The sequence below is a fragment of the Microbacterium sp. NFH-22A-Y genome (assembly GCF_021401375.1).
In the GTDB taxonomy this organism is placed as follows: Bacteria; Actinomycetota; Actinomycetes; order Actinomycetales; family Microbacteriaceae; genus Microbacterium; species Microbacterium hominis.
The window spans coordinates 444,466-467,124 of record NZ_JACBGF010000001.1 but is presented as its reverse complement, the minus strand read 5'-3'; the positions used below and the strand labels follow the sequence as shown (position 1 = coordinate 467,124).

20 protein-coding genes are annotated in these 22,659 nt (G+C 72.8%); 13 read left to right on the top strand and 7 right to left on the bottom strand.

Translation table 11 applies throughout. The annotated features are described in order from the left end of the window. Nucleotides 1-2 precede the first annotated feature (2 nt). The gene (locus tag L0965_RS02130) at nucleotides 3-911 is read left to right on the top strand and encodes a carbohydrate ABC transporter permease (protein ID WP_061782486.1); all 909 of its coding nucleotides are present in this window, start codon (nucleotides 3-5) and stop codon (nucleotides 909-911) included. Nucleotides 912-955: 44 nt separating this feature from the next. Here L0965_RS02130 and L0965_RS02125 read toward each other — a convergent pair whose 3' ends face one another. Then, the gene (locus L0965_RS02125; RefSeq protein WP_101305485.1) at nucleotides 956-1,786 is read right to left on the bottom strand and encodes an NAD(P)-dependent oxidoreductase; all 831 of its coding nucleotides are present in this window, start codon (nucleotides 1,784-1,786) and stop codon (nucleotides 956-958) included. A 125-nt stretch (nucleotides 1,787-1,911) separates the two neighbouring features. Here L0965_RS02125 and L0965_RS02120 point away from each other — a divergent pair, with 125 nt between their 5' ends. The 5 genes from L0965_RS02120 to L0965_RS16705 are packed head-to-tail and all read left to right on the top strand — an operon-like array spanning nucleotide 1,912 to nucleotide 9,673. Then, the gene (locus L0965_RS02120; protein ID WP_101305484.1) at nucleotides 1,912-4,542 is read left to right on the top strand and encodes a glycoside hydrolase family 78 protein; all 2,631 of its coding nucleotides are present in this window, start codon (nucleotides 1,912-1,914) and stop codon (nucleotides 4,540-4,542) included. Further along, on the top strand, nucleotides 4,539-5,219 hold the full coding sequence (locus tag L0965_RS02115) for an aspartate/glutamate racemase family protein (protein ID WP_061782483.1): 681 nt from the start codon (nucleotides 4,539-4,541) through the stop codon (nucleotides 5,217-5,219). The genes L0965_RS02120 and L0965_RS02115 overlap by 4 nt, the downstream gene beginning before the upstream one ends. Then, on the top strand, nucleotides 5,216-7,180 hold the full coding sequence (locus L0965_RS02110) for a glycoside hydrolase family 127 protein (RefSeq protein ID WP_101305483.1): 1,965 nt from the start codon (nucleotides 5,216-5,218) through the stop codon (nucleotides 7,178-7,180). The genes L0965_RS02115 and L0965_RS02110 overlap by 4 nt, the downstream gene beginning before the upstream one ends. Beyond that, a complete protein-coding gene (locus L0965_RS02105; RefSeq protein WP_061782481.1) occupies nucleotides 7,177-8,439 on the top strand; it encodes a RuBisCO large subunit C-terminal-like domain-containing protein in 1,263 nt (420 codons plus the stop codon). Before L0965_RS02110 ends, L0965_RS02105 begins: the two co-directional genes overlap by 4 nt. Continuing rightward, nucleotides 8,432-9,673: a four-carbon acid sugar kinase family protein gene (locus L0965_RS16705; protein ID WP_101305482.1), complete on the top strand. Its 1,242-nt coding sequence runs from the start codon at nucleotides 8,432-8,434 to the stop codon at nucleotides 9,671-9,673. Before L0965_RS02105 ends, L0965_RS16705 begins: the two co-directional genes overlap by 8 nt. A 9-nt stretch (nucleotides 9,674-9,682) precedes the next feature. Here the strand turns inward: L0965_RS16705 and L0965_RS02095 are convergent, their stop codons facing one another. Beyond that, entirely contained in the window at nucleotides 9,683-10,687 is a 1,005-nt protein-coding gene (locus L0965_RS02095; RefSeq protein WP_101305481.1) for a LacI family DNA-binding transcriptional regulator, read from the bottom strand. A gap of 119 nt (nucleotides 10,688-10,806) precedes the next feature. Between L0965_RS02095 and rhaI the strand changes: the two genes are divergently transcribed. From rhaI to L0965_RS02080, 3 genes are read left to right on the top strand one after another with little or no spacing between them, the layout of a single operon-like run. Next, the gene (rhaI, locus tag L0965_RS02090) at nucleotides 10,807-11,973 is read left to right on the top strand and encodes an L-rhamnose isomerase (RefSeq protein ID WP_101305480.1); all 1,167 of its coding nucleotides are present in this window, start codon (nucleotides 10,807-10,809) and stop codon (nucleotides 11,971-11,973) included. Nucleotide 11,974: 1 nt separating this feature from the next. Further along, entirely contained in the window at nucleotides 11,975-14,011 is a 2,037-nt protein-coding gene (locus L0965_RS02085; RefSeq protein WP_101305479.1) for a bifunctional aldolase/short-chain dehydrogenase, read from the top strand. Further along, nucleotides 14,008-15,420, top strand: coding sequence for a rhamnulokinase family protein (locus tag L0965_RS02080; RefSeq protein WP_101305478.1), 1,413 nt, complete (start codon nucleotides 14,008-14,010; stop codon nucleotides 15,418-15,420). Before L0965_RS02085 ends, L0965_RS02080 begins: the two co-directional genes overlap by 4 nt. 15 nt (nucleotides 15,421-15,435) lie before the next feature. Here L0965_RS02080 and L0965_RS02075 read toward each other — a convergent pair whose 3' ends face one another. Then, nucleotides 15,436-16,017: a DUF1349 domain-containing protein gene (locus tag L0965_RS02075; RefSeq protein ID WP_101305477.1), complete on the bottom strand. Its 582-nt coding sequence runs from the start codon at nucleotides 16,015-16,017 to the stop codon at nucleotides 15,436-15,438. Beyond that, a complete protein-coding gene (locus L0965_RS02070) occupies nucleotides 16,014-18,068 on the bottom strand; it encodes a beta-galactosidase (RefSeq protein ID WP_101305476.1) in 2,055 nt (684 codons plus the stop codon). Before L0965_RS02070 ends, L0965_RS02075 begins: the two co-directional genes overlap by 4 nt. Nucleotides 18,069-18,140: 72 nt before the next feature. On the opposite strand from L0965_RS02070, the gene L0965_RS02065 reads away from it, so the two are divergent. Together L0965_RS02065 and L0965_RS02060 are read left to right on the top strand one after the other, a co-directional pair. After that, nucleotides 18,141-18,743 carry a TetR/AcrR family transcriptional regulator gene (locus L0965_RS02065; protein WP_060959938.1) on the top strand — a complete coding sequence of 201 codons (603 nt, stop codon included), beginning with the start codon at nucleotides 18,141-18,143 and terminating at the stop codon, nucleotides 18,741-18,743. A gap of 48 nt (nucleotides 18,744-18,791) precedes the next feature. Further along, the gene (locus tag L0965_RS02060; RefSeq protein WP_060959939.1) at nucleotides 18,792-19,145 is read left to right on the top strand and encodes a hypothetical protein; all 354 of its coding nucleotides are present in this window, start codon (nucleotides 18,792-18,794) and stop codon (nucleotides 19,143-19,145) included. Between the two features lie 19 nt (nucleotides 19,146-19,164). Here the strand turns inward: L0965_RS02060 and L0965_RS02055 are convergent, their stop codons facing one another. Together L0965_RS02055 and L0965_RS02050 are read right to left on the bottom strand one after the other, a co-directional pair. Then, nucleotides 19,165-19,512 (bottom strand): hypothetical protein, encoded by a 348-nt coding sequence (locus L0965_RS02055; protein WP_061782474.1) that lies wholly within the window; start codon nucleotides 19,510-19,512, stop codon nucleotides 19,165-19,167. Further along, nucleotides 19,509-19,835 (bottom strand): hypothetical protein, encoded by a 327-nt coding sequence (locus tag L0965_RS02050; RefSeq protein ID WP_061782473.1) that lies wholly within the window; start codon nucleotides 19,833-19,835, stop codon nucleotides 19,509-19,511. The genes L0965_RS02055 and L0965_RS02050 overlap by 4 nt, the downstream gene beginning before the upstream one ends. A gap of 169 nt (nucleotides 19,836-20,004) precedes the next feature. On the opposite strand from L0965_RS02050, the gene L0965_RS02045 reads away from it, so the two are divergent. Next, nucleotides 20,005-20,493 (top strand): MarR family winged helix-turn-helix transcriptional regulator, encoded by a 489-nt coding sequence (locus tag L0965_RS02045; RefSeq protein WP_060959942.1) that lies wholly within the window; start codon nucleotides 20,005-20,007, stop codon nucleotides 20,491-20,493. Here L0965_RS02045 and L0965_RS02040 read toward each other — a convergent pair. Further along, nucleotides 20,478-20,969, bottom strand: a complete 492-nt coding sequence (locus L0965_RS02040; RefSeq protein ID WP_101305475.1) for a MarR family winged helix-turn-helix transcriptional regulator — start codon at nucleotides 20,967-20,969, stop codon at nucleotides 20,478-20,480. The genes L0965_RS02045 and L0965_RS02040 overlap by 16 nt on opposite strands. Before the next feature lie 75 nt (nucleotides 20,970-21,044). Here L0965_RS02040 and L0965_RS02035 point away from each other — a divergent pair, with 75 nt between their 5' ends. After that, entirely contained in the window at nucleotides 21,045-22,658 is a 1,614-nt protein-coding gene (locus L0965_RS02035) for a carboxyl transferase domain-containing protein (RefSeq protein ID WP_101305474.1), read from the top strand. Nucleotide 22,659 lies beyond the last annotated feature (1 nt).

Below are 22,659 nucleotides of genomic sequence, written 5' to 3'. Positions count from 1 at the left end.
TCATGACCACGACTCTCGACACCATCGCCGTCACGAGCCCCCGTGCCGTCAGGTCGCAGCGACCGACGCCGGCGGGGCGCGCCCTCGCGCTGCTGCGCCGCGTGCCGACCTGGCTGACCATCCTCTTCCTCGTGGTCGTCACGGCCTACCCGCTGTTCTGGATGTTCATCAACTCGCTGAAGTCGAACACCGACTTCCTGAACAACCCGTCGTACGCCTTCCCGGAGACGTGGCGCTGGGACAACTACGCGACCGCCTGGCAGACGGGCAACCTCTCGACGACGGTGATGAACTCGATCATCGTGACGCTGCCGTCGCTGCTGCTCATCGTCGTGCTCGGCACCGCGGCCGGCTTCGCGCTCGAGGTCCTCGTCTTCAAGGGGCGCGGTGCCGTCCTGCTGCTCTTCCTCGCCGGCATCATGATCCCGGGGCAGATGATCATCCTGCCGCTGTTCAACGCCTTCTTCCAGCTCGGGATCAACGGCTCGCACCTGCCGATGATCCTCATCTACACGGCGGGCGGACTGCCGCTGACGGTGTTCATGATGGCGACCTATTTCCGGGCGATCCCCCGCGAGATCTTCGAGGCGGCGACCATCGACGGCGCCTCGATGGTGCGCGCCTTCTTCTCGATCGGGTTCCCGATGATGCGCAACGCCGTGCTCACGGTCGCGATCGTGCAGTTCTTCCTGATCTGGAACGACCTGCTGATCGCGCTGGTGTTCGGCGGCAAGAAGAGCCTCAACACGATCCAGGTCGGCCTGCTCAACTTCTCCGGCGAGTACGGGGCCATCAACTACGGGCCGCTGTTCGCGGCGATCTGCATCACGGTCGTCGGCATCCTCGTCCTCTACCTCTTCCTCAACCAGCGCATCATGAAGGGCCTCGCGGCCGGCGCGGTCAAGGGATGAGCCGGATGCCGGCGGGTCGCGAGGACGGCACCCGCCGGCATCCTTCAGCGCCAGTCGTGCCGGGCGCGGAAGCCCAGCTCCGCGCGGATCTTCCGGGTCGACAGCAGCGACTCGAACGCGCCGAGGTCCTCCGCGACGGGCACGCCCGGGAACCATCGCGCCGCGACTTCGCGCGAGGGGGTCGACAGCCCCGATTCGGGTGCCGCGACGTTGTACACCTCGAATCCGGGGCGTCCGCGCCCGAGGGCGAGGGCGACGGCCTCGGCCCCGTCGCGGGCATCGACCCACGAGCCGAGCAGATCGCGTCGGTAGTCGTCCTCGCCGGCACGCGCGAAGGTGGCGTAGCCGTCCGGGGCGACGACGTTGGTGAAGCGCAGGGCCGTGATCGAGACGCCCTCGCGCCAGCCGGCGATCTGCGCGGCCAGGGTCTCCTCGACGACCTTGCCGAGGCCGTAGGTGTTGAACGCGCGCGTGTAGCCCTCGTCGACGGGCAGCGCCGGCGGCGCGACGTCGAAGGGGAACCCCGCGGCCGTGATGCTCGAGGCGATGACGATGCGCCGGATGCCGGCGCGGTGCGCCGCGAAGAGCACGTGCGACGACGCCGCCAGGTTGTTCTCGAAGGTGGCGACATCCGGGATCAGCCCGTTCACCGGCACCGCGGCGAGGTGGACGAGGGCGTCGAGGCCGTCGTGGCGGGCCGTGACGCCGAGGATCGCGTCGAGCGTCTGTCCATAGTCGGACAGGTCGACGCGCGTGAACCCGGGACCCGCGGGGCCGGCGAGGTCGAAGCCGACGACGTCGTGCCCGTCGGCGCGCAGCCGCTCGACGGTGGCCCGTCCCAGAGTCCCGCTGCTGCCCGTGACGGCGATGATCATGACCGCTCCTTTTGCTATGGTTTGAAACGTACCAATGCTATTGGTTCGCTCTGCGATTCGCATCGCAATCGACAGACTGAAACGTTTCGAGTCGACTCGACCGCCCAACGAGGGGAATGTGACCAATGACGGCCACCGTGTCCGCACCGCGCTTCGAACACCATCGGGAGGCGCTCGGCATCGGCGAGAGCGCGCCGCGCCTGTCCTGGACGATCGACGACGCGGCCCCCGAGTGGCACCAGAGCGCCTACCGCGTGGAGGCCCGCGACCCGCACGCGGCCGCCGATCCCGCCGAGCGCGCCGCGGAGCGCGCCGAGGTGGCCTCCTCCGCGCAGATCCTCGTCGCGTGGCCGTTCGCCGCCCTGCGGTCGCGCGAGCGCCGTGAGGTGCGCATCAGCGTCCGCGGCCACGACGGCGTCTGGAGCGCGCCGGGCCCGTGGGCGCCCGTCGAGATCGGACTCCTCGACCCGTCCGACTGGGCGGCCGCGCCGGTGGGGGCGCTGTGGAACGAGAACCCGATGAGCGACGAGCGGCGCCCGTCGCTGGTGCGCCGGGAGTTCGACGTCGCGCCCGGCCTGGTGCGCGCCCGGCTGTACGCGAGCGCGCACGGCCTGTTCCAGGCGGAGATCAACGGCGAGCGGGTCGGCGACGACCTGCTCGCCCCCGGCTGGACGGTCTACCGGGAGCGGCTGCGCTACACGACCTACGACGTGACCGGGCTGCTGCGGAGCGGGCGCGCGGCGATCGGGGCCTGGCTCGGCGACGGCTGGTACCGCGGGCGCCTCGGCTGGCGGGGCGGGTTTCGCAACCTCTTCGGCGACGACCTCTCCTTCCTCGCCCAGCTCGAGCTCGTCTACGACGACGGCTCGCGCGTGGTCGTCCCGACCGACACGTCGTGGCGGGCCGCGCCGAGCCCGATCCTGCAGGCCGGGCTCTACGACGGCGAGGTGTACGACGCGCGCGAGGAGCAGCCCGGCTGGTCACGCCCCGGCTTCGACGACGCGGGCTGGGAGCGGGTGCAGATGCGGCGACGCGACCCCGCGACCCTCGTGGCCCCGACCGGCCCGCCCGTGCGCGTCACCGAGGAGCTCCCGCCCCGCCGTGTGCTCACCTCGCCGTCGGGCAGGCGCATCCTCGACTTCGGGCAGAACATGGTCGGCGTCGTCCGCCTGCGCGCGACGGCACCCGCCGGCACCACGGTGACCCTGCGCACCGCGGAGGTGCTGCAGGACGGCGAGCTCTACACGCGGCCGCTGCGGGACGCACGCTCCACGGATACCTACACGTTCGCGGGCCGCCCCGAGGGCGAGACCTGGGAGCCGCGGTTCACGTTCCACGGGTTCCGCTACGTGGAGGTCGACGGCTGGCCGGGCGATCTCGACGCGGATGCCGCCGCCGGCGCGCTGCAGGCGCGCGTGCTGCACACCGACCTGGAGCGCACCGGCTGGTTCTCCTCCTCCGATCCGATGCTCGATCGGCTCCACGAGAACGTCGTATGGGGCATGCGCGGCAACGTCGTCGACGTGCCGACCGACTGCCCGCAGCGCGACGAGCGCCTCGGGTGGACCGGCGACCTCCAGGTGTTCGCCCCGACCGCCTCCTTCCTCTTCGACGTGTCCGGCATGCTCGGCGGCTGGCTGCGCGACCTGGCCCTCGAACAGCTCCCCGACGGGACCGTGCCGTGGTTCGTCCCGGTGATCCCGGCCGACACGATGTGGACGCCGCAGCGGCCCGGAGCGGCCTGGGGCGACGCGGCGACGGTCGTGCCGTGGACGCTGTTCTCGCGGTTCGCCGACCCCGAGATCCTGCGCGCGCAGTTCGACAGCGCGCGCAGGTGGGTGGACCTCCAGGCCGAGATCGCCGGCCCGAGCCGCCTCTGGGACACGGGCTTCCAGCTCGGCGACTGGCTCGACCCGGCCGCACCGCCGCAGGATCCGGCGGATGCCCGCACCGACCGCTACCTCGTCGCGACGGCGTACTTCGCGCTGTCGGCGCGGATCGTCGCGCGGATGGCGGCGGAGCTCGGGCGCGCCGAGGAGGCGGGCGCGTACGGGCGGCTGGCCGACGAGATCGTCGAGGCCTTCGTGGCCGCCTACGTCCGCCCGGACGGCACGATGACCTCCGACGCGCAGACCGCCTACGCGCTCGCCCTGCAGTTCGACCTCCTCCCCGCGCACCTGCGCTCCTCGGCCGCGGACCGCCTCGCCCACCTCGTGCGCGAGGCCGGCAACCACATCGCGACCGGGTTCGTGGGCACGCCGCTGGTGTGCGACGCGTTGAGCGCGAACGGTCACCTCGACGCCGCGTACGACCTGCTGCTCGAGCGCGGCTGCCCGTCGTGGCTGTATCAGGTGGAGATGGGCGCCACCACGATCTGGGAGCGGTGGGACGCCATGCTGCCGGACGGATCGGTCAACGCGGGCACGATGACCTCCTTCAACCACTACGCGCTGGGCGCGGTGGCCGATTGGCTGCACCGGACGGTCGCCGGCCTGGCCCCCGACGCGCCGGGCTATCGGCGCATCCGGTTCGCACCGCGTCCGGGAGGCGGGCTGACCTCGGCGAGCGCCCGCCATCTCACCCCCTACGGACCCGCGGAGATCTCCTGGGTCAGCGAGGGCGACGACCTGCGCGTGCGGATGCGGGTGCCCGTCGGCGCCGAGGCGATCGTCGACCTGCCGGGTCGGGACCCCGAACGGGTGGGCCACGGCGTGCACGAACGGGTGGTCCGCCGCGCGGTGGAGGTGGTCGCGTGAGCGCCCCGCGACGTGTCGCCTTCATCCACACCGGCGCCGTCGTCATCCCGATGGTCGCCGCGGAGGCGGCGACGCTCCTGCCGGGCGTGGAGATCGTCAACTACCTGGACGACCGCATCGTCGCCGACCTCTCGCGCGACGAGGCCCCGTCGGTGCCCGCCCGGATCGCACAGCTCGCCCGCGCCGCGCGCGACGCGGGGGCGGAGGCGGTGATGCTCACCTGCTCGTCCATCTCGACGCTGGCCGCGCCGACGGCGGCAGCGGTCGGCATCCCGGTCCTGCGCATCGACGAGGCCATGGCGGATGCCGCGGTCACGGCGGCGGGCGACGGACGCATCGCGGTCCTCGCGACCCTTCCGACCACCTGCGCGCCGACGGCCGCGCTCCTGCGGGAGCGCGCCGACCGCGCCGGAACGCGGCCGCGCATCGATGCCGAGGTGATCGACGACGCCTTCGCGGCCGTCGCCGGCGGCGATCGCGACCGCCACGACCGTCTCGTGGCCCAGGCCGTGGAGCGGGCGGCCGCGGGCGCCGATGTCGTGGTCCTCGCGCAGGCCTCCATGGCATCGGCCGCGGCGGCGGCCGCATCCACGGTCCCCGTGCTGACCAGCGTCGCCCTCGGCGTCGAGCGGCTCGCGCGGACGCTCGACGCGACCGGAACGGAGGCGCGGGCATGAGCGGCACGCTGACTCCCCTCGGCGCAGCCGATGCGCGCTGGGCCGACGGCTTCTGGGGCCGCATCGCCCGGCGCACGGGCGAGGTGACGGTGCCGACGATGGGCGCCATGCTCGCCGACCCGGCCACGAGTCCGGCCCTCGCGAACTTCGAGGTGGCCGCGGGCCTGCGTCCGGGCCGCCACGAGGGTCCCCCCTTCATGGACGGCGACTTCTACAAGTGGATGGAGGCGGCGATCAGCCGGCTGGAGACGGATCCCGATCCGGCTCTCGAGGCCGAGCTGGAGCGCATCGCCCGTCTGATCGCCGCGGTGCAGCGGGAGGACGGCTACGTCCACACGCCGACGGCGATCGCCGCGCGCGACGACGAGCCCGTCTCGGCCCTGGCCGACCGTTTCAACTTCGAGACGTACAACCTCGGCCATCTGATCACCGCCGGTGTGCGCCATCATCGCGTCACCGGATCGCCGACCCTGCTCGAGGTCGCCCGCGGGGCGGCGCGGTTCCTGGAGCACCTCGCGACTGACAAGCCGCGCGAGCTGGCCCGCAGCGCGATCTGTCCCTCGCACTACATGGCCGTCGTCGACCTCTACCGCGCGACCGGCGAGCGCCGCTACCTCACGCTCGCGGAGTCGTTCCTGCGGGTGCGCGACGAGTTCGACGAGGGCGGCGACGACAATCAGGACCGCATCCCCGTGCGCCGCCAGAGCGTCGTGGCCGGGCACGCCGTGCGGGCCAACTACCTCTACGCGGGTCTGGCCGACCTGGTCATCGAGACCGGCGACGAGGAGCTGCACGCCGTGCTGGACACGCTGTGGCGTGATGTCGTGGACACCAAGCTGGCGGTGACCGGCGGCTGCGGGGCGCTCTACGACGGCGCCTCTCCCGACGCCCACCCCTGGCAGGAGGAGATCAGCCGGGTCCACCAGGCCTACGGACGCCCCTACCAGCTGCCGCACACGACCGCCCACAACGAGACGTGCGCGCAGATCGGGATGGTGCTGTGGAGCGAGCGGATGCTGGCGCTGCGCGCCGACGCCCGGTACGCCGACGTCATCGAGACCGTCGCGTACAACGCGCTGCTGTCCGGCATCGGTCTGGACGGAGCCACCTACTTCTACACGAACCCCCTGCGACAGGTACGCGAGCTCCCCTTCCCGCTGCGGCGCGCGGGCGACACGGGGCTGCATCCGGTGCCCGCCCCGCCGCCGTCCGACGAACGCCTGCGCGAGCCGTACCTGTCGTGCTTCTGCTGCCCGCCGAACATCGCGCGCACCCTCGCGCAGTTCCACGAGCGGATCGGCTCGGTGTCCGACGACGGGCTGTGGGTGCACCAGTACGGCGGATCGCAGATCCGTCATGCGTTCGGCGACGGGCGGGTCCTGGGCCTGCGTGAGAGCTCCGACTACCCGTGGGACGGGCGCATCGTCTTCACGGTCACCGAGGCGGAGGGCACGGTGCCGGTGCACCTGCGGATCCCCGGGTGGGCGCGGGGGGCGCGGCTCACCGTCGCGGGCGCGGACGTCGAGATCGCGGCGGCCTCGTCGTACGCGCGGGTCGACCGCGCGTGGCACGCCGGCGACGAGATCGTCCTGGACCTCCCGATGCCCGCCCGCCTCCTCCGCGGTCACCGGCTGGCCGAGGAGCTCACGGCGCAGGTCGCCGTCCAGCGCGGACCCGTCGTGTACTGCGTCGAGAGCCCGGACCTGCCCGCGGGGATCGACCTGGAACGCATCGCCCTGCGTCGCGGCGCCGCGCTGCGCGCCGTGCCGACGCAGATCGCGGGCCGACGCGTCGTCGCCCTGGAGACCGAGGCGGCCGTCCTCCCGCCGACGCCCGCGACGCTGTACGACGAGATCGACGACGACCCGATCGCGACGGCGACGGTGCGGCTGGTGCCGTACTTCGCGTGGGCCAATCGCGGCCCGTCCGAGATGTCCGTCTGGCTGCCGGTGATCTGGTGAGCGCCGCGACCGACGCGGTCGTCGCGACCTACGTCATCGAGACCGGGCTCGACCTCGAGCGGGCCGCGGAGATCCTCGCCGGCGAGCAGTCGACGGGAACCTTCGTGCGGGTGGAGCGGGAGAGCGACGCGCTGCGGGACCGCTTCGCCGCGCGCGTCGTGGAGATCACCGAGCTGCCCCCGGCGGACTCCTCGCCCCTGCCCGGCGCCGTCGGCGACCTGGGCCACCGCCGGCGCGCCCGCGTGCGCGTGCGGTTCCCCCTCGAGAACTCGGGCCCGTCGATCCCGAACCTGCTCAGCACGGTGGCCGGCAACCTGTTCGAGATCAAGGAGCTGTCCGGCGTGAAGCTGGTCGACCTGGATCTTCCGCCGGCCTTCGCGCAGCGCTACGGGGGTCCGCGCTTCGGCCTCGAGGGCACGCGGCGGCTGATGTCGCGGCCGACCGGCGCCATGATCGGCACGATCGTGAAGCCCTCCATCGGACTCTCGCCCGCGGAGCTGGCCGAGCTCGTCGGCGAGCTCGCGCGCGCCGGCGTCGACTTCATCAAGGACGACGAGCTGCAGGGCAACGCGCCGCACGCCCCGCTGGCGGCGCGCGTCGCGGCGGTGATGCCGGTGCTGGAGAGGCATGCCGACCGCACGGGGGTCAAACCCATGTACGCGTTCAACATCACCGACGACATCGACCGGCTCGAAGCCCATCATGACCTCGTCGTCGCGGCGGGCGGGACGTGCGTCATGGCCGTGATCGCGCACGTCGGCCTGGCCGGCATCGCCCACCTGCGCCGCATCTCGGGCGTGCCGATCCACGGGCACCGGGCCGGGTTCGGCGCGCTGAGCCGCTCGGACCGGCTGGGGATCTCGTTCACGGCGTGGCAGAAGCTCGCGCGGCTGTGCGGCGTCGACCACCTCCACACGAACGGCATCTCCAACAAGTTCTACGAGTCCGACGACGACGTGCTCGCCTCCGTCGCCGCCGTGCGCACGCCCCTGCCGGGCCTGACCTCGACCGTGCCGGTGCTCTCCTCCGGCCAGTGGGGCGGCCTCGCGCACGCCACCTACGCCGCGACCGGCACCGCCGATCTGCTGGTGATGGCCGGCGGCGGCATCCACGGCCACCCGGACGGTGCGGCGGCGGGCGTGACCGCCATGCGCGAGGCGTGGTCGTCCGCCGAACGCGGCGAGAGCGTCGCGCAGGCCCTCGCGGCCTCACCGGCCCTGCGCCGTGCGGCCGAGACGTTCGGACCCGTCCGTGAGTGAGCCGGCGGTCGGGTTCTACGGCGACGACGTCACCGGCAGCGTCGACGCGCTGCTGCAGTTCACCCGCCGCGGGTGGCGCGGACGCCTGTTCACCTCGCTCCCGTCCCCGTCGGCGCTGGCCGACGCGGCAGACGACGGGGACGTCGTCGGCATCGCGGGCATCGCCCGCTCCCTCGGCCCCGCGGCGCTGGAGGCCGAGGTGCGGCCGGCGCTTTCGGCGCTGGCCGCGCTGCGGCCCGCGGTGCTGCAGTACAAGGCCTGCTCCACCGTGGACTCCTCGCCCGAGGTCGGCAGCCTCGGCCGCGTCCTCGAGATCGGGCGCGACCTCACCGGGGCCCGCCCCGTGCCGCTCCTGTTCGCCCAGCCCGACTTCGGCCGCTACACCGTGTTCGGCCACCACTTCGCGGCCGACGACGGCGTCGTGTACCGCCTCGACCGGCAGCCGACGATGTCCCGGCATCCGTCGACCCCGATGTCCGAGTCCGACATCGCGCGCCACCTCGGCGCGCAGACCGCGCTCGCCCTCACCGGCATCCCCCTGACCAGCTACACGGATGCCGCGGACCTCGCCCGCCGCATCGAGGCGTGCGGTGCCGACGCCGTCGTGCTCGACGCGCTCGACGCGCACCACCTGCGCCTCATCGGCGAGGCGATCGGCCGGCTCGCCCCGACCGCGTTCGTCGTCGGCTCGGGCGGTCTGAGCGCGGCGATCGCCGATGCCGCACCGCGCCGGCCGGCACCGGCCGCCGTGGCCGCCGCGAGCGGACCGGTCCTGGTCGTCTCGGGCAGTCGGTCGCCGCGGACGCGACGGCAGACGGCGGCGGCCGCGGATGCCGGGTGGTTCGTCGCGCCGCTTCCGCGGGACGACCGCGAAGCCGCACCCGCCCGCGACGCCCTGCGCGCCGGGCGCAGCGTCGTGCTCGCGTCGGATCTCGGGCCGGACGACGACGGCGCGCTGGACGGGCTCACCCGGCGCGCGGCGCGTATCGTGCGCACCGCGGTGGCGGCCGGCGAGACGCGCCGGGTGATCGTCTGCGGAGGCGACTCGTCGAGTCGCGTCGTGCGCCTCCTCGGCATCCGGGCGCTGTCGATCGCCGCCAACCCCTGGGGCAACGTCGCGCTCCTGCGCGCGCACGCCGACGGCCCGCTCGACGGGGTCGAACTGCTGCTCAAGGGCGGCCAGGTCGGGGACGACGACCTGTTCGAGAGGGTGCGGACGGGCGGGGCGCCCTGACCGCGCGCGTCACGCCTGCGTCGACGCGCGCACCACGAGCTCGGGACTGAAGCGGACGTGGCGGGCGGGCGATCCGGGAGCCGCGGCGGCCTCGCGCAGCAGGTCGACGGCGGTCGCACCGATCTCCCGCGCCGGCTGGCGGATCGAGCTGAGGGGGACGACGGCCGCCTGCGCGAAGTCGATGTCGTCGTAGCCGATGATGGCCAGATCCTGCGGCACACGGATGTCGCCCAGGATGGCGGCCCCCTGGAGCACGCCGACGGCGAGGAGGTCGTTGGCGCAGAAGACGGCGTCGGGCCGGTCGGCGGGCGCGCGCAGCGCCAGCTGCTCGCCCACCGCGCGACCGGCGAGCACCGTCAGCGCCGTCGTCTCGATGACCTCGAGCGCGGCATCCGGCGCCGTCTCGAGCGCGCGGCGCGCGCCGGCGAGACGATCGGACACCTGACGGATCGTCAGCGGCCCCGCCACGAAGGCGATGCGGCGCCGTCCGCGGGCGAGGAGATGCTCGACCGCCGCGTACCCGCCCTGCACGTCATCGACCGCGACGGAGGGGATCTGCTCGCCCGGGATGTCGCCGTCGACCAAGACGAGGGGGATGCCGGCCAGCGCCAGCCGTCGCAGCGGCGCGGGGTCCAGGTCGCGCGGCGTGAGCAGCACGCCGTGCACGCGCTGCTCGCGGAAGAGGTCGAGGTAGGCGCTCTCGCGCTGCGCGTTCTGGTCGCTGTTGCCGAGCAGCACCGCCAGTCCGTCGCGCGCGGCACGCTCCTCCGCGCCGCGCGCGACCTCGGCGAAGAACGGGTTGGCGGTGTCGAGCACGACCAGGCCGATGGAGCGGCTGCGCCCGGCGCGCAGCTGCCGGGCGGCGTCGTTGCGGACGAACCCGAGGCTCTCGATGGCCCGGTGCACGCGCGCGACGGTCTCGGGGGCGACTTTCTCGGGCCGGTTCAGCACGTTCGACACCGTGCCCACCGACACCGCCGCCGCCGCGGCGACGTCTTTGACGCTGGCGCTCATCCACGCTCCTCCGAGGTCGTCGTCGCCGCTTGACGAATCGTTTCAACCACACTACTCTTTGAAACGATTCACAGCAGAGATCCGCGGAGGCGCGGATTCCACACCGAAAGCGCGAGAGTATGACGACGCTGTCAGCCGAGAACCTGTCCACGCTCCAGGCCCAGGGGATCGAACTGCCCTCGTGGGCGTTCGGCAACTCCGGCACCCGCTTCCGGGTCTTCCCCACTCCCGGCACGCCCCGCGACCCGTTCGAGAAGATCGCCGACGCCGCCCAGGTGCACCGCCACACGGCGCTCGCCCCGACCGTGGCGCTGCACATCCCGTGGGACGCGGTCGACGACTACGCGGCGCTGCGCCGTCACGCCGAAGACCTCGGCGTGACGCTCGGCACCGTCAACTCGAACACGTTCCAGGACGAGGACTACAAGTTCGGCGCGCTCACCCACCACGACGACCGCATCCGACGCAAGGCGATCGACCACCATCTCGCCTGCATCGACATCATGGATGCGACCGGCTCGCGCGACCTGAAGATCTGGCTCGCCGAGGGCTCCAACTACCCCGGCCAGAACGACATGCGCGCGCGTCAGGACCGCCTGCACGACTCGCTCTCCCTGATCTACGCGCGGCTCGGCGACGCGCAGCGGCTCGTGCTGGAGTACAAGTTCTTCGAGCCGGCGTTCTACCACACCGACGTCCCCGACTGGGGGACGTCCTACGTGCAGGTGGCCGCGCTCGGCGAGAAGGCGATGGTGTGCCTGGACACCGGCCACCACGCGCCCGGGACGAACATCGAGTTCATCGTCATGCAGCTGCTGCGACTGGGGCGCCTGGGCTCCTTCGACTTCAACAGCCGCTTCTACGCGGACGATGACCTCATCGTCGGCGCCGCCGATCCCTTCCAGCTGTTCCGGATCCTCGTGGAGGTCGTCCGCGGCGGCGGGCTGAACAACCCGGACGTCGCCTTCATGCTCGATCAGTGCCACAACATCGAGGACAAGATCCCCGGCCAGATCCGCTCCGTGCTCAACGTGCAGGAGATGACCGCGCGGGCGCTGCTGCTCGATCGTGACGCGCTGGCCGCCGCCCAGGAGGAGAACGACGTGCTGACGGCCAACGCGATCCTCATGGACGCCTTCCAGACCGACGTCCGGCCGCAGCTGGCGACCTGGCGGGAGAGCCGCGGGCTGCCCGCGGATCCGATGGCCGCCTACCTCGCCTCCGGCTACGCCCGCACCATCGCCGACGAGCGCGTCGGCGGCGTCCAGGCGGGATGGGGTGCCTGAGATGACGAACCCCACCGCCGCCGCGCTCATCGCGCGCAGCAACCGCCTGGGCTCCGACCCGAAGAACACCAACTACGCCGGCGGGAACACGTCGGCCAAGGGCGAGGACATCGACCCGGTCACCGGCGCGCCGGTCGAGCTGCTGTGGGTCAAGGGCTCGGGCGGCGACCTGGGCACCCTCGCGCCCGAGGGCCTGGCCGTGCTGCGGCGGGACCGTCTGCGCGCGCTGGTCGACATCTATCCCGGAGTCGACCGCGAAGACGAGATGGTGGCCGCCTTCGACTACTGCCTCCACGGCAAGGGCGGCGCGGCGCCGTCGATCGACACCGCGATGCACGCCCTCGTGGATGCCGCACACGTCGACCATCTGCACCCCGACTCGGGCATCGCGATCGCGACGGCGGCCGACGGGCCCGAGCTGACGCGGACGATCTTCGGCGACCGCGTCGTCTGGGTGCCCTGGCGGCGCCCCGGCTTCCAGCTCGGACTCGACATCGCGGCGATCGCCGCAGAGAACCCGCAGGCGATCGGCACGATCCTCGGCGGGCACGGCATCACGGCGTGGGGCGACACCTCCGACGATGCCGAGCGCAACTCGTCGTGGATCATCGACACCGCGGCCGCCTACCTGGCCGAGCACGGCGACCCCGCGCCGTTCGGGGCCGTCCGTGAGGGATTCGACGCGCTCCCCGCCGCCGAGCGGCGCGCCCGGGCGGCGGCGCTGGCCCCCACGATCCGCGGGCTCGTCTCCACCGATCGCCCCCTGCTCGGACACTTCACCGACTCCCCGGTCGTGCTCGACTTCCTGGCCTCACAGAAGGCGCCCGCCCTGGCGGCGCTCGGCACGAGCTGCCCCGACCACTTCCTGCGCACCAAGGTGAAGCCGCTGCTGCTCGACCTGCCCGCGACGGCGTCGGTCGACCAGCAGCTGGCGCGACTGCGGGAGCTGCACGCCCAGTACCGCGCCGACTACCGCGACTACTACGAGACGCACGCGACGGCCGACAGCCCGGCGATGCGCGGCGCCGATCCCCTGATCGTGCTCGTGCCGGGCGTCGGCATGTTCTCCTACGGCGCCGACAAGCAGACCGCGCGCGTGGCGGGCGAGTTCTACGTCAACGCGATCAACGTCATGCGCGGAGCGGAGGCGGTCTCGACGTACACGCCGATCTCGGATGCGGAGAAGTTCCGCATCGAGTACTGGGCGCTCGAGGAGGCGAAGCTGCAGCGCCGCCCCGCGCCGAAGAGCCACCAGGGCCGCATCGCGCTCGTGACCGGCGCCGCGAGCGGCATCGGCAAGGCCACCGCGGCCCGCCTCGCCGCAGCCGGCGCCTGCGTCGTGGTGGCCGACCTCGACCTCGAGAAGGCCCGAGCGGCCGCCGCCGAGCTCGGGGGCGCCGACGTCGCCGTCGGGGTCGCCGTGAACGTGGCCGACGGCGAGGCCGTGCGGGCCGCCGTGGCCGACGCCGTGCTCGCGTTCGGGGGCCTGGACCTCGTCGTCAACAACGCGGGACTGTCGCTGTCGAAGCCGCTGCTGGAGACGACGGAGGCCGATTGGGACCTCCAGCACGACGTCATGGCGAAGGGCTCGTTCCTGGTGTCGCAGGCCGCGGCATCCGTGCTCATCGCCCAGGGCCTCGGCGGCGACATCGTCTACATCTCGTCGAAGAACAGCGTCTTCGCCGGCCCCAACAACGTCGCGTACTCGGCGACGAAGGCCGATCAGGCCCATCAGGTGCGCCTGCTCGCCGTCGAGCTGGGCGCGCACGGCGTGCGGGTCAACGGCATCAACCCCGACGGCGTGGTGCGCGGCTCGGGGATCTTCGCCTCGGGGTGGGGCGCGAACCGCGCCGCGACCTACGGCGTGAAGGAGGAGGAGCTCGGGCAGTTCTACGCCGCCCGCACGATCCTCGGTCGCGAGGTCGTCCCCGAGAACGTCGCCGACGCCGTCGCGGTGCTGACCGGGCCCGACCTCAGCCGCACCACGGGACTGCACATCCCGGTCGACTCCGGCGTCGCCGCCGCGTTCCTGCGATGACCGCGGCGGTCGCGGCCGTCGACCTGGGCGCGACGAGCGGCCGCGTCATCCTCGGGCACGTCGGCCGGGGGACACTGGAGACCACGACGATCGCGCGCTTCGAGAATGCCCCGCTGCGCCTGGGCGACGGCCTGCACGGCGACATCCCCGGCCTGTACGCCGCGGCGCTGCGGGGCCTGCGCGACGCGTTCCGCGCCGAGCCCGCGATCGCGAGCATCGGCGTCGACTCCTGGGCCGTCGACTACGGGCTGCTGCGGGACGGGCGCCTGCTCGGCCTCCCGTTCCACTATCGCGACGCGCGCACGGAGCGCGGCGTCGGGAGCGCGCACGCCCGCGTGCCGTACCCCGAGCTGTTCGACCGCAACGGCCTGCAGTTCCTGCCCTTCACGACGCTGTACCAGCTCGCCGCCGAGCCGCCCGAGGTGCTCGCGATCGCCGACACGGCGCTGCTCGTCCCCGACCTGATCGCGTACTGGCTCACCGGCCGGGCCCGGGCCGAGCTCACCAACGCGTCCACGACGGGGCTGCTGAACGCGCGCACCCGCCGCTGGGACGACGAGCTCGCCGCGCGGCTCGGCGTGCCGCGGTCGCTGCTTCCCGAGCTGATCGCGCCCGGCGAGCGGGTCGGCGCGCTCCTGCCGCACGTCGCGGCGGCGCTGGGCGGGACGGTCCCGGTCACGGCGGTCGGCTCGCACGACACGGCCTCCGCCGTGGTGGCCGTGCCGATGCGGGCGGACGCGGCCGCCTACATCTCCTGCGGAACGTGGGGCCTGGTCGGCGTCGAGGTGGAGCATCCGGTGCTGGACGACGCCGTCGCGGCCGCGCACGTCACCAACGAGGGCGGGGTCGACGGGCGGGTGCGTCTGCTGCACAACGTGATGGGCCTGTGGATCCTGACGGAGGCGGTGCGCGGCTGGTCCGCCGACGGTGCCGGCGCCGAGCTGTCGGGGCTGCTCGCGGCGGCCGCGCTCGTCCCGGCATCCGCCGTGCCCGTGTTCGACGTCGACGATCCGCGCTTCCTGCCGCCCGGCGACATGACGGCCCGCATCGACGCCTGGTGCGCCGAGCACGACGTCGCGCCGCCGCGCTCCCGCGCCGCCTATGTGCGGGCGATCGTGGAGTCGCTCGCCCAGGCCTTCGCCGACGCCGTCGTCACGACGAGCCGGCTGGGGGGTGTCGCCGTGCGCACGATCCACCTCGTGGGCGGTGGGGCCCGCAACGAGTTGCTGTGCCAGCGCACCGCCGACCGCTCCGGGATGCCGGTGCTCGCGGGCCCCGTCGAGGCGACCGCGCTGGGCAACGTGCTGGTGCAGGCACGCGCCGCGGGCGTCGTCAGCGGCTCGCTCGACGCGCTGCGCGACCTGGTCGCACAGACGCACGCACCGCGTCGCTACCTGCCGCAGACGTGATCGCGGGGCGCGTCGTCAGTGCAGCGACGCGTCGGCGTCGGTGCGCGTCCACTCGGCGAACACGACCTCGAGCCCGGCGCGCATCGGCGCACACACGAACGGGCCGGCCTGGGCAGCGAGCTCTCCCGCGAACGGCGCGACGCGCACGAGACGCAGCGGCTCGGTGTCGATGCCGGCGCGCACCGTCAGCGCGTCGGGTCCGCGGCTGACCCGCACGCGGAGTCGGCGGCCCGCCCACTCCGGCACCGCGCCGACCGACCAGTCGGACATGACGTCGGTGACGACGGCGCCCACGCCGAGCACCCCGTCCGCGTTCTCGACGCCGGCCTTCATCCACCGCTCGTCGTCGGCGCGCACGAACAGGCCCGCCTGATCGAACTGCGCCGTGAAGTCGGCGATGAAGACGACCTCCATCGCCGTGCCGACCTCGAACGGGGCCAGCAGCGCGTGCTCGGTGTCGTGGATGAAGCCGTAGGCCGTGCGGCGCCAGGCGTCGCTGCCCTCGACCGCGACGACGGCCAGCCCGTCCTCGCGCACCACCGCCGCCGCGGGCGGTGTGGTCCAGGTGCCGGCGCTCCAGTCGATGCGTTCGCTCATGCGTCCATCCTTCCGTGCGCGCCGGCGAGCGCGGGCTCCTGCGCCGGGATGCTGCGCGTCTCGACACCGCGGGGCGCCACGCGCAGCGCGCCGAGCTCGGGATCGTCCACGACGACCTCGTCGTCGGTGCGGTTGACGACGAAGACATGGCGACGCGCGGCGTCGACGCGGACGATGACCTCGAGACGGCCGTCGGCGGCGAGGGGGTCACCGGCCAGCGCGCCGATGTCGCCCGCGAGGCGCTCCAGCACCGCGCGCGCCCCGTCACGGCCGGTGTCGGCGGAGACGTACGTGGCCGACCCGGCGCCGACGCGGCGACGCGTGACCGCCGGCATCCCGGCCAGATCGCCCGCGGCGTAGGTGTCGAGCACCTCGACATCGTCGGCGACGTGGCTGATCCGCTCGCTCCAGTGCGTCGCGACGGCCCCGGAGGCCAGTCGCGCCGTCTCGTCGGCCAGAAGCGGGACGAACTCCTCGACGGTGACGCCGAGCACCTCCCGCAGCGCCCCGGGGTAGCCGCCGAGCCACACCCGGTCGTGCTGGTCGACGATGCCGGAGAAGGCGGTGGTCACGAGGTGGCGCCCGCTTCGCACCACGTGCTCGAGCCGTGTCCGCAGGGCGTCGGGCACGACGTGCAGCATCGGGGCGACGACGACGTCGTAGCCGTCGAGGGACGCCGCAACGGGGACGACGTCGGCGCGGACGCCGAGATCGAGCAGCGCCCGGTACCAGGCGAGGGTCTCGTCGTCGTAGCGCAGCGCGTCGGAGGGGTGGGAGTCGCGGCCGCTGACCCACCAGGACTCGTAGTCGAAGACCAGCGCGACGCGCGCGCGCTCGCGGTGCGAGCCCGTGACGGCGCCGAGCTCCCCCAGTCGCGCGCCGAGGGCGGCGACGTCGCGGAACACGCGGCTGTGCTCGCCGGCGTGCGGCACCATCCCCGAGTGGAAGCGCTCGCCTCCGGCGCGCGACTGGCGCCACTGGAAGAAGCAGACGGCATCCGCGCCGTGCCCGACGTGGGTGAGGGCGTCGCGCATCAGCTCCCCCGGGCGCTTCGGCGGGTTCACCTCGCGCCAGTTGACGGCGCTGGGGGCGTGCTCCATGAGGAACCAGGGGCGTCCCTCGGCGATGTTGCCCGTGAGGTTGGCCCAGAAGGAGACGTCGTCGCGGCCCAGCTCACCCGGGCGCAGGTAGTGGTCGTTCGAGATGAAGTCGACGTCGCCCGCCCACGTCGGGTAGTCGATGTCGCGGACGTTCTGGGCGACCATGAAGTTGGTCGTGAAGGGGATGTCGGGGGTGAGCTCGGCCAGCACGGCGGCCTCCGCCCGCAGGTGGTCGCGCACGGCGTCCGAGGAGAAGCGCTCGAAGTCGAGGCGCTGGCCGGGGTTGCGGTGGGTGGGCGCCGTGCGCGGCGGCAGGATCTGCTCCCACTCCGTGTAGTGCTGCGACCAGAAGGCGGTGCCCCACGCCTCGTTGAGGGCGTCGAGGGTGCCGTACCGGTCGCGCAGCCAGGTGCGGAAGGCGGCCGCGGCGTCGTCGGAGTAGTCGTAGAGGTTGTGGCAGCCGAGCTCGTTGGAGATGTGCCACGCGACGATCGCGGGATGGTCGCGATAGCGCTCGGCGAGGGCCCGCACGAGTCGCAGCGCGTGCGTGCGGAAGACGGGCGAGGTCGGCCGCCAGTGCTGCCGGGCGCCGGGCCACAGCACGGTGCCGTCCTCGGTCTGGGGCAGGATCTCGGGGTGACGCTGCGAGAGCCACGCGGGCGGGGATGCCGTGGCGGTGGCGAGGTCGACGTCGATCCCGTTCTCGTGGAGCAGGTCGATGACCTCGTCGAGCCAGCCGAAGTCGAACTCGCCGGGACGCGGCTCCAGCAGCGCCCACGAGAAGATCGCGAGAGAGACGATGTTCACGCCGGCCTCGCGCATGAGGCGCATGTCCTCCGCCCAGACGTCGCGTGACCACTGCTCGGGGTTGTAGTCCGCGCCGTAGCGCATGCGTCCTGCCCCCGCTGCTCCGTCTCGAACCCAGCGATACTCCCGCGCGTGCGTTGCCATGTCGGCATCCTATAACGAATATCGTGCACATGCACGGTTTTTTCGGAGAGCCGCGCGGTACGCTCTGATGCCATGGCCACCTCGTCGCCCGCTCGCCGCGGGCCGTACGCGAAGTCGGCGGAGCGGCGGTCCGAGATCATCGCGTCGGCGACCGCCATCTTCAGCGCGCACGGCTACCGCGGCGGGTCGTTGCGGCAGATCGCCGCCGAGCTCGGCCTCAGCCTCACCACGGTGATGCACCACTTCCCCACCAAGGTCTCACTGCTGGCCGCGGTGCTCGAGCAGGAGGACGCCGCCGACGCCGACTTCCCCGAGCGTGCACGGCGCGACGGCCTGCTCCCGGCCGTGCTCGGCGTCGTCCGGCGCAACCTCGGCCGCCGCGAGCTCGTGCGCATGTTCTCGATCGTCTCCGCCGAGGCGACCTACCCGGGGCACGAGGCGCACGAGTGGCTCCAGCGCCGCTACGCGTCCGTCATCACGGACTACGCCGCGCTGATCGCCCACGACCGCGCCCGCGGGCGGATCGCGCCGATCCACGACGACGACACGGCCCTGGCGGGCCTCATCGTCACGGGATGGGAGGGGATCCAGATCCGCTGGCTCGCCGACGACGCCGATCCCGTCGCCGCGATGGAACTCCTGCTGACCTCGCTCCTGCGCCCGCGCACGGCATAATGGGACAGGCGTGCCGTCAGGCGCGTCGACACCCAGGATCGAGGTCCCATGCCCTACCGCAATCAAGCGACGGTCGAAGCATGGGTGCGCGAGTACCTCGCGGGCCACCCGGCGGCCGAGTCGTCGATCTCCGTCCTCGAGAAGGACTACACCCCCGGCCCCGATTCGGGCCTCGTCGTCGTCGCCCTGAGCAACGCCTCCACCGTCACCTACATCCAGCCCGTCGTCCACGACGAGGGCCCGCGATGGGTGGTCACGTTCGAGGCGCGGGCCGACAGCTTCGACCTGGATGCCGCGGGCGTCGCACGCCTGTCCTCCGATCTCGCCGCCGTCGCCGAGCTGTGCGGCTTCCTGCAGGAGCGCACCGAGAAGGCCATCGCCGAGACCGCGAGCGCCTCCTAGCGCCGGCCGGCCGGCGCGCTCACACCAGCGGTGTCGTGAGCACCGCGGTCGCGAGGGCGCCCAGCGCCACCACCCCGCTGATCGCGGCGGCGGTCTGCCACAGCGCCTGCGCGCGGGGCGACGGCTCGGGTGACGGGAGCAGGGGGCGCGCCTCGTGGGCGCCGCCGACGGCGCGCTGCGCCTCCCCGAGCGACGCGTAGCGCCCGACGGGGGTGGAGCGGAAGTCGAACCCCACGAAGTGACCGTCGGGCGTGCACTCGACGCATCCGACGTAGTCACCGACGCGGGAGGCGACGTAGAAGCCGTCGCTGACGGCCGCCCAGGTCACGCGGCCGGTGGGCGCCGACGCGAGGGCGAGCACGCTCATGCGACGGCCGCCAGTTCGGCACGCGAGGGCACGGCCTCGGCGGCCAGCTCGACGACGATGCCCGCCGCGGAGGCGGCGGCCTGGGCCAGCTCGTTGACGCGCGCCGGCTCGAGGCGGATCGGCTCCGCCGCATCGAACTCGAAGCGCAGCGGGATGGCGCAGTGCACCCAGAGGGCGCTGCGGCCACGCGTCGGCGACGAGAAGGTGAGGCTGAAGCCCTCGGAACGACGCAGCTTCGTCATCGCCACCATCCTCAGGTGAGCCAGGTCGGTGTCGTCGACCTCGATCGCGTCGCTGGTGTTGCCGTAGTACAAGCGTCCCATCGTGACTCCCTCATTCGGTGCGCGTCGGGCTCGGCCTCGCCGCAGCGGTGGATCTGTCGTGAAGTAGGTTATTCCGTGAATAAGTAGTTAGTCAAGCGAGATATATCATGAGCTATATTGGTGTCACCGAACCCTTTACGGGCGCCGACTCTGAGTGGAGGTGAGTGCGGTGACGACCACACACACATCCGGCACGACCGATGTCCTGGATGCGCTCGCGCGCTTCCGGGCCGCGGACGCGCAGATGCATCAGCGCGTCCGGGCCAACGCCGCACTGGGCGAGAACGAACTGCGCATCCTCCAGTACGTCCTCGCCTGCGACCGCGACGGCCTGGACGTCAAACCGAGCGAGATCTCCCGCCACCTCGGCATCAGCTCGGCATCCACGACCGCATTGCTGGACCGCCTGGAGCGTCTCGGCAGCGTGCAGCGCGTGAACCACCCCACCGACCGCCGCAGCATCCTCATCGCGCCGACCGAGCGGGCCGCGGCGGAGGTCGCCGACCTCGTCGACGCCTTCGAGAACCGCGTGGCCGCGGCCATCCGCAGGCTCGACCCGTCGGGGCGGGCCGCCGTGCTGAGCTTCCTGGACGCCGCGACCGGCGCCGCCGACGAGATCGCCGGATCGGTCGTCTCGCGCGACTACGCGTCGATGTGATCCACGGCCACGCGCATCGCATCCAGGAACCGGATGACGGTGTCGCGCTGGTCCTCGTCCATCTCGCGCACGACCGCCATCATGCGCTCGTGCATCGCCGACAGGGTGTGACGCACCTCGAGGTCTGACTTCTCGCTCGACGCGATCAGCACACTGCGCCGGTCCCCCGGGTTCGGCGTGCGCGTGATGTGCCCCGACCTCTCCAGGCGATCCAGCAGCGCCGTCGTGGATGCCGAGGTGATGCCGAGATATCTGCTCAGCGTCACGGGGGTCACCGGCTCGCCCCGCAGTCGCGCCCGGGCGAGGAAGCGCAGGACGAGCAGCTCGTTCTCGCCCATGTCCATCGACTGCTGCGTCCGTCGACGCATCGCGACCTCGGCCGCCCGGTAGGAGCGCATGGCCTCCATGACCGACGTCGACCGCGCATCGTCGTCCACGTACCAGTAGGACGCGGGCTGATCGGGCGTCGTGCTCATCGCATCATTGTGCCCCACGCGCGCCGCGCCGTCCCAGAACGGCGCCGACGGTGGACATTCGGCGGCGCAGGCGCTATGTTCCTGATCGGGTTACTGATTGATAACCGAAATGAGGATGCCGTGTCGACGACGACCACGGACGGGTACCGCGCCCTCGTCGCGGAGCTGCGGGCGAGGCGGGAGGCCGCGGCCCTCGGCGGCCCCGAGCCGTCGCGGCGCCGGCACACCGCGCGCGGCAAGCTGCTGGCGCGCGACCGGATCGATCTGCTGCTCGACCGCGGCAGCCCCTTCCTCGAGCTCGCCCCTCTCGCCGCCGACGGCCTCTACGACGGCGAGGCGCCCGCGGCCGGGGTCGTCGCGGGGATCGGGCTCGTGCACGGTCGGCACGTCATGGTCGTCGCCAACGACGCGACCGTCAAGGGCGGCACGTACTACCCGATGACCGTGAAGAAGCACCTGCGCGCGCAGGAGGTCGCCGCGGAGAACCGCCTGCCGTGCATCTGCCTCGTCGACTCGGGCGGCGCCTTCCTCCCCCTCCAGGACGAGGTGTTCCCCGACCGCGACCACTTCGGACGCATCTTCTACAACCAGGCCCGGATGTCGCGGGACGGCATCGCGCAGATCGCGGCCGTCCTGGGCTCCTCGACCGCCGGCGGCGCGTACGTCCCGGCGATGAGCGATCAGACCGTGATCGTCCGCGATCAGGGGACGATCTTCCTCGGCGGCCCGCCGCTCGTGAAGGCCGCGACCGGCGAGGTGGTCAGCGCCGAAGAGCTCGGCGGCGGCGTCACGCACTCGCGCATCTCCGGCGTCACCGACCACCTGGCCGCCGACGACGCGGACGCGCTGCGCATCGTCCGCGAGATCGTCGCGACGGTGCCCGAGCCGGCACCGCTGCCGTATCGGCTCGGGCCCGCGGACCCGCCGGTGCACGACCCGGACTCGCTGTACGACGTCGTCCCGGTCGAGCTGACCACGCCCTACGACGCCCGCGAGATCATCGTCCGCCTCGTCGACGGCAGTCGCTTCAGCGAGTTCAAGCGCGAGTACGGCGAGACGCTCGTCACCGGCTTCGCGCACCTCCACGGTCACCCCGTCGGCATCGTCGCGAACAACGGCGTGCTCTTCGGCCAGTCGGCGCTCAAGGGCGCGCACTTCGTCGAGCTGTGCGACCAGCGCGGCATCCCGCTGCTGTTCCTGCAGAACATCACGGGCTTCATGGTCGGCCGCGAGTACGAGCACGGCGGCATCGCGAAGCACGGCGCGAAGATGGTCAACGCCGTCGCGTGCGCGCGGGTGCCCAAGCTCACGGTCGTCGTGGGCGGCTCGTTCGGCGCCGGCACCTACTCGATGTGCGGGCGCGCCTACTCGCCCCGGTTCCTCTGGCTCTGGCCCGGCGCGCGGGTGTCGGTCATGGGCGGGCCGCAGGCGGCGTCCGTCCTGTCCACGGTGCGCGGCGAGCAGCTCGACGCCGCCGGCACCCCCTGGACCACCGCCGAGAAGGAGGCGTTCGAGGCGCCGATCCGTGCGCAGTACGAGCACCAGGGCAGCCCCTACTACTCCACCGCGCGCCTCTGGGACGACGGGGTGATCGAGCCCGCGCAGACCCGCGACGTGCTGGGGCTCGCCCTCGACGTCGTCGCCCGCGCCCCGATGCCCGACGCCGGCTACGGCGTCTTCCGGATGTGAT

Bases quoted from the DNA above. Each gene is read 5' to 3' on its own strand.
- L0965_RS02130 (WP_061782486.1), top strand. From the start codon at position 3: ATGACCACGACTCTCGACACCATCGCCGTCACGAGCCCCCGTGCCGTC.
- L0965_RS02125 (WP_101305485.1), bottom strand. From the start codon at position 1,786: ATGATCATCGCCGTCACGGGCAGCAGCGGGACTCTGGGACGGGCCACC.
- L0965_RS02120 (WP_101305484.1), top strand. From the start codon at position 1,912: ATGACGGCCACCGTGTCCGCACCGCGCTTCGAACACCATCGGGAGGCG.
- L0965_RS02110 (WP_101305483.1), top strand. From the start codon at position 5,216: ATGAGCGGCACGCTGACTCCCCTCGGCGCAGCCGATGCGCGCTGGGCC.
- L0965_RS02095 (WP_101305481.1), bottom strand. From the start codon at position 10,687: ATGAGCGCCAGCGTCAAAGACGTCGCCGCGGCGGCGGCGGTGTCGGTG.
- rhaI (WP_101305480.1), top strand. From the start codon at position 10,807: ATGACGACGCTGTCAGCCGAGAACCTGTCCACGCTCCAGGCCCAGGGG.
- L0965_RS02085 (WP_101305479.1), top strand. From the start codon at position 11,975: ATGACGAACCCCACCGCCGCCGCGCTCATCGCGCGCAGCAACCGCCTG.
- L0965_RS02080 (WP_101305478.1), top strand. From the start codon at position 14,008: ATGACCGCGGCGGTCGCGGCCGTCGACCTGGGCGCGACGAGCGGCCGC.
- L0965_RS02075 (WP_101305477.1), bottom strand. From the start codon at position 16,017: ATGAGCGAACGCATCGACTGGAGCGCCGGCACCTGGACCACACCGCCC.
- L0965_RS02070 (WP_101305476.1), bottom strand. From the start codon at position 18,068: ATGGCAACGCACGCGCGGGAGTATCGCTGGGTTCGAGACGGAGCAGCG.
- L0965_RS02065 (WP_060959938.1), top strand. From the start codon at position 18,141: ATGGCCACCTCGTCGCCCGCTCGCCGCGGGCCGTACGCGAAGTCGGCG.
- L0965_RS02060 (WP_060959939.1), top strand. From the start codon at position 18,792: ATGCCCTACCGCAATCAAGCGACGGTCGAAGCATGGGTGCGCGAGTAC.
- L0965_RS02055 (WP_061782474.1), bottom strand. From the start codon at position 19,512: ATGAGCGTGCTCGCCCTCGCGTCGGCGCCCACCGGCCGCGTGACCTGG.
- L0965_RS02050 (WP_061782473.1), bottom strand. From the start codon at position 19,835: ATGGGACGCTTGTACTACGGCAACACCAGCGACGCGATCGAGGTCGAC.
- L0965_RS02040 (WP_101305475.1), bottom strand. From the start codon at position 20,969: ATGAGCACGACGCCCGATCAGCCCGCGTCCTACTGGTACGTGGACGAC.
- L0965_RS02035 (WP_101305474.1), top strand. From the start codon at position 21,045: ATGTTCCTGATCGGGTTACTGATTGATAACCGAAATGAGGATGCCGTG.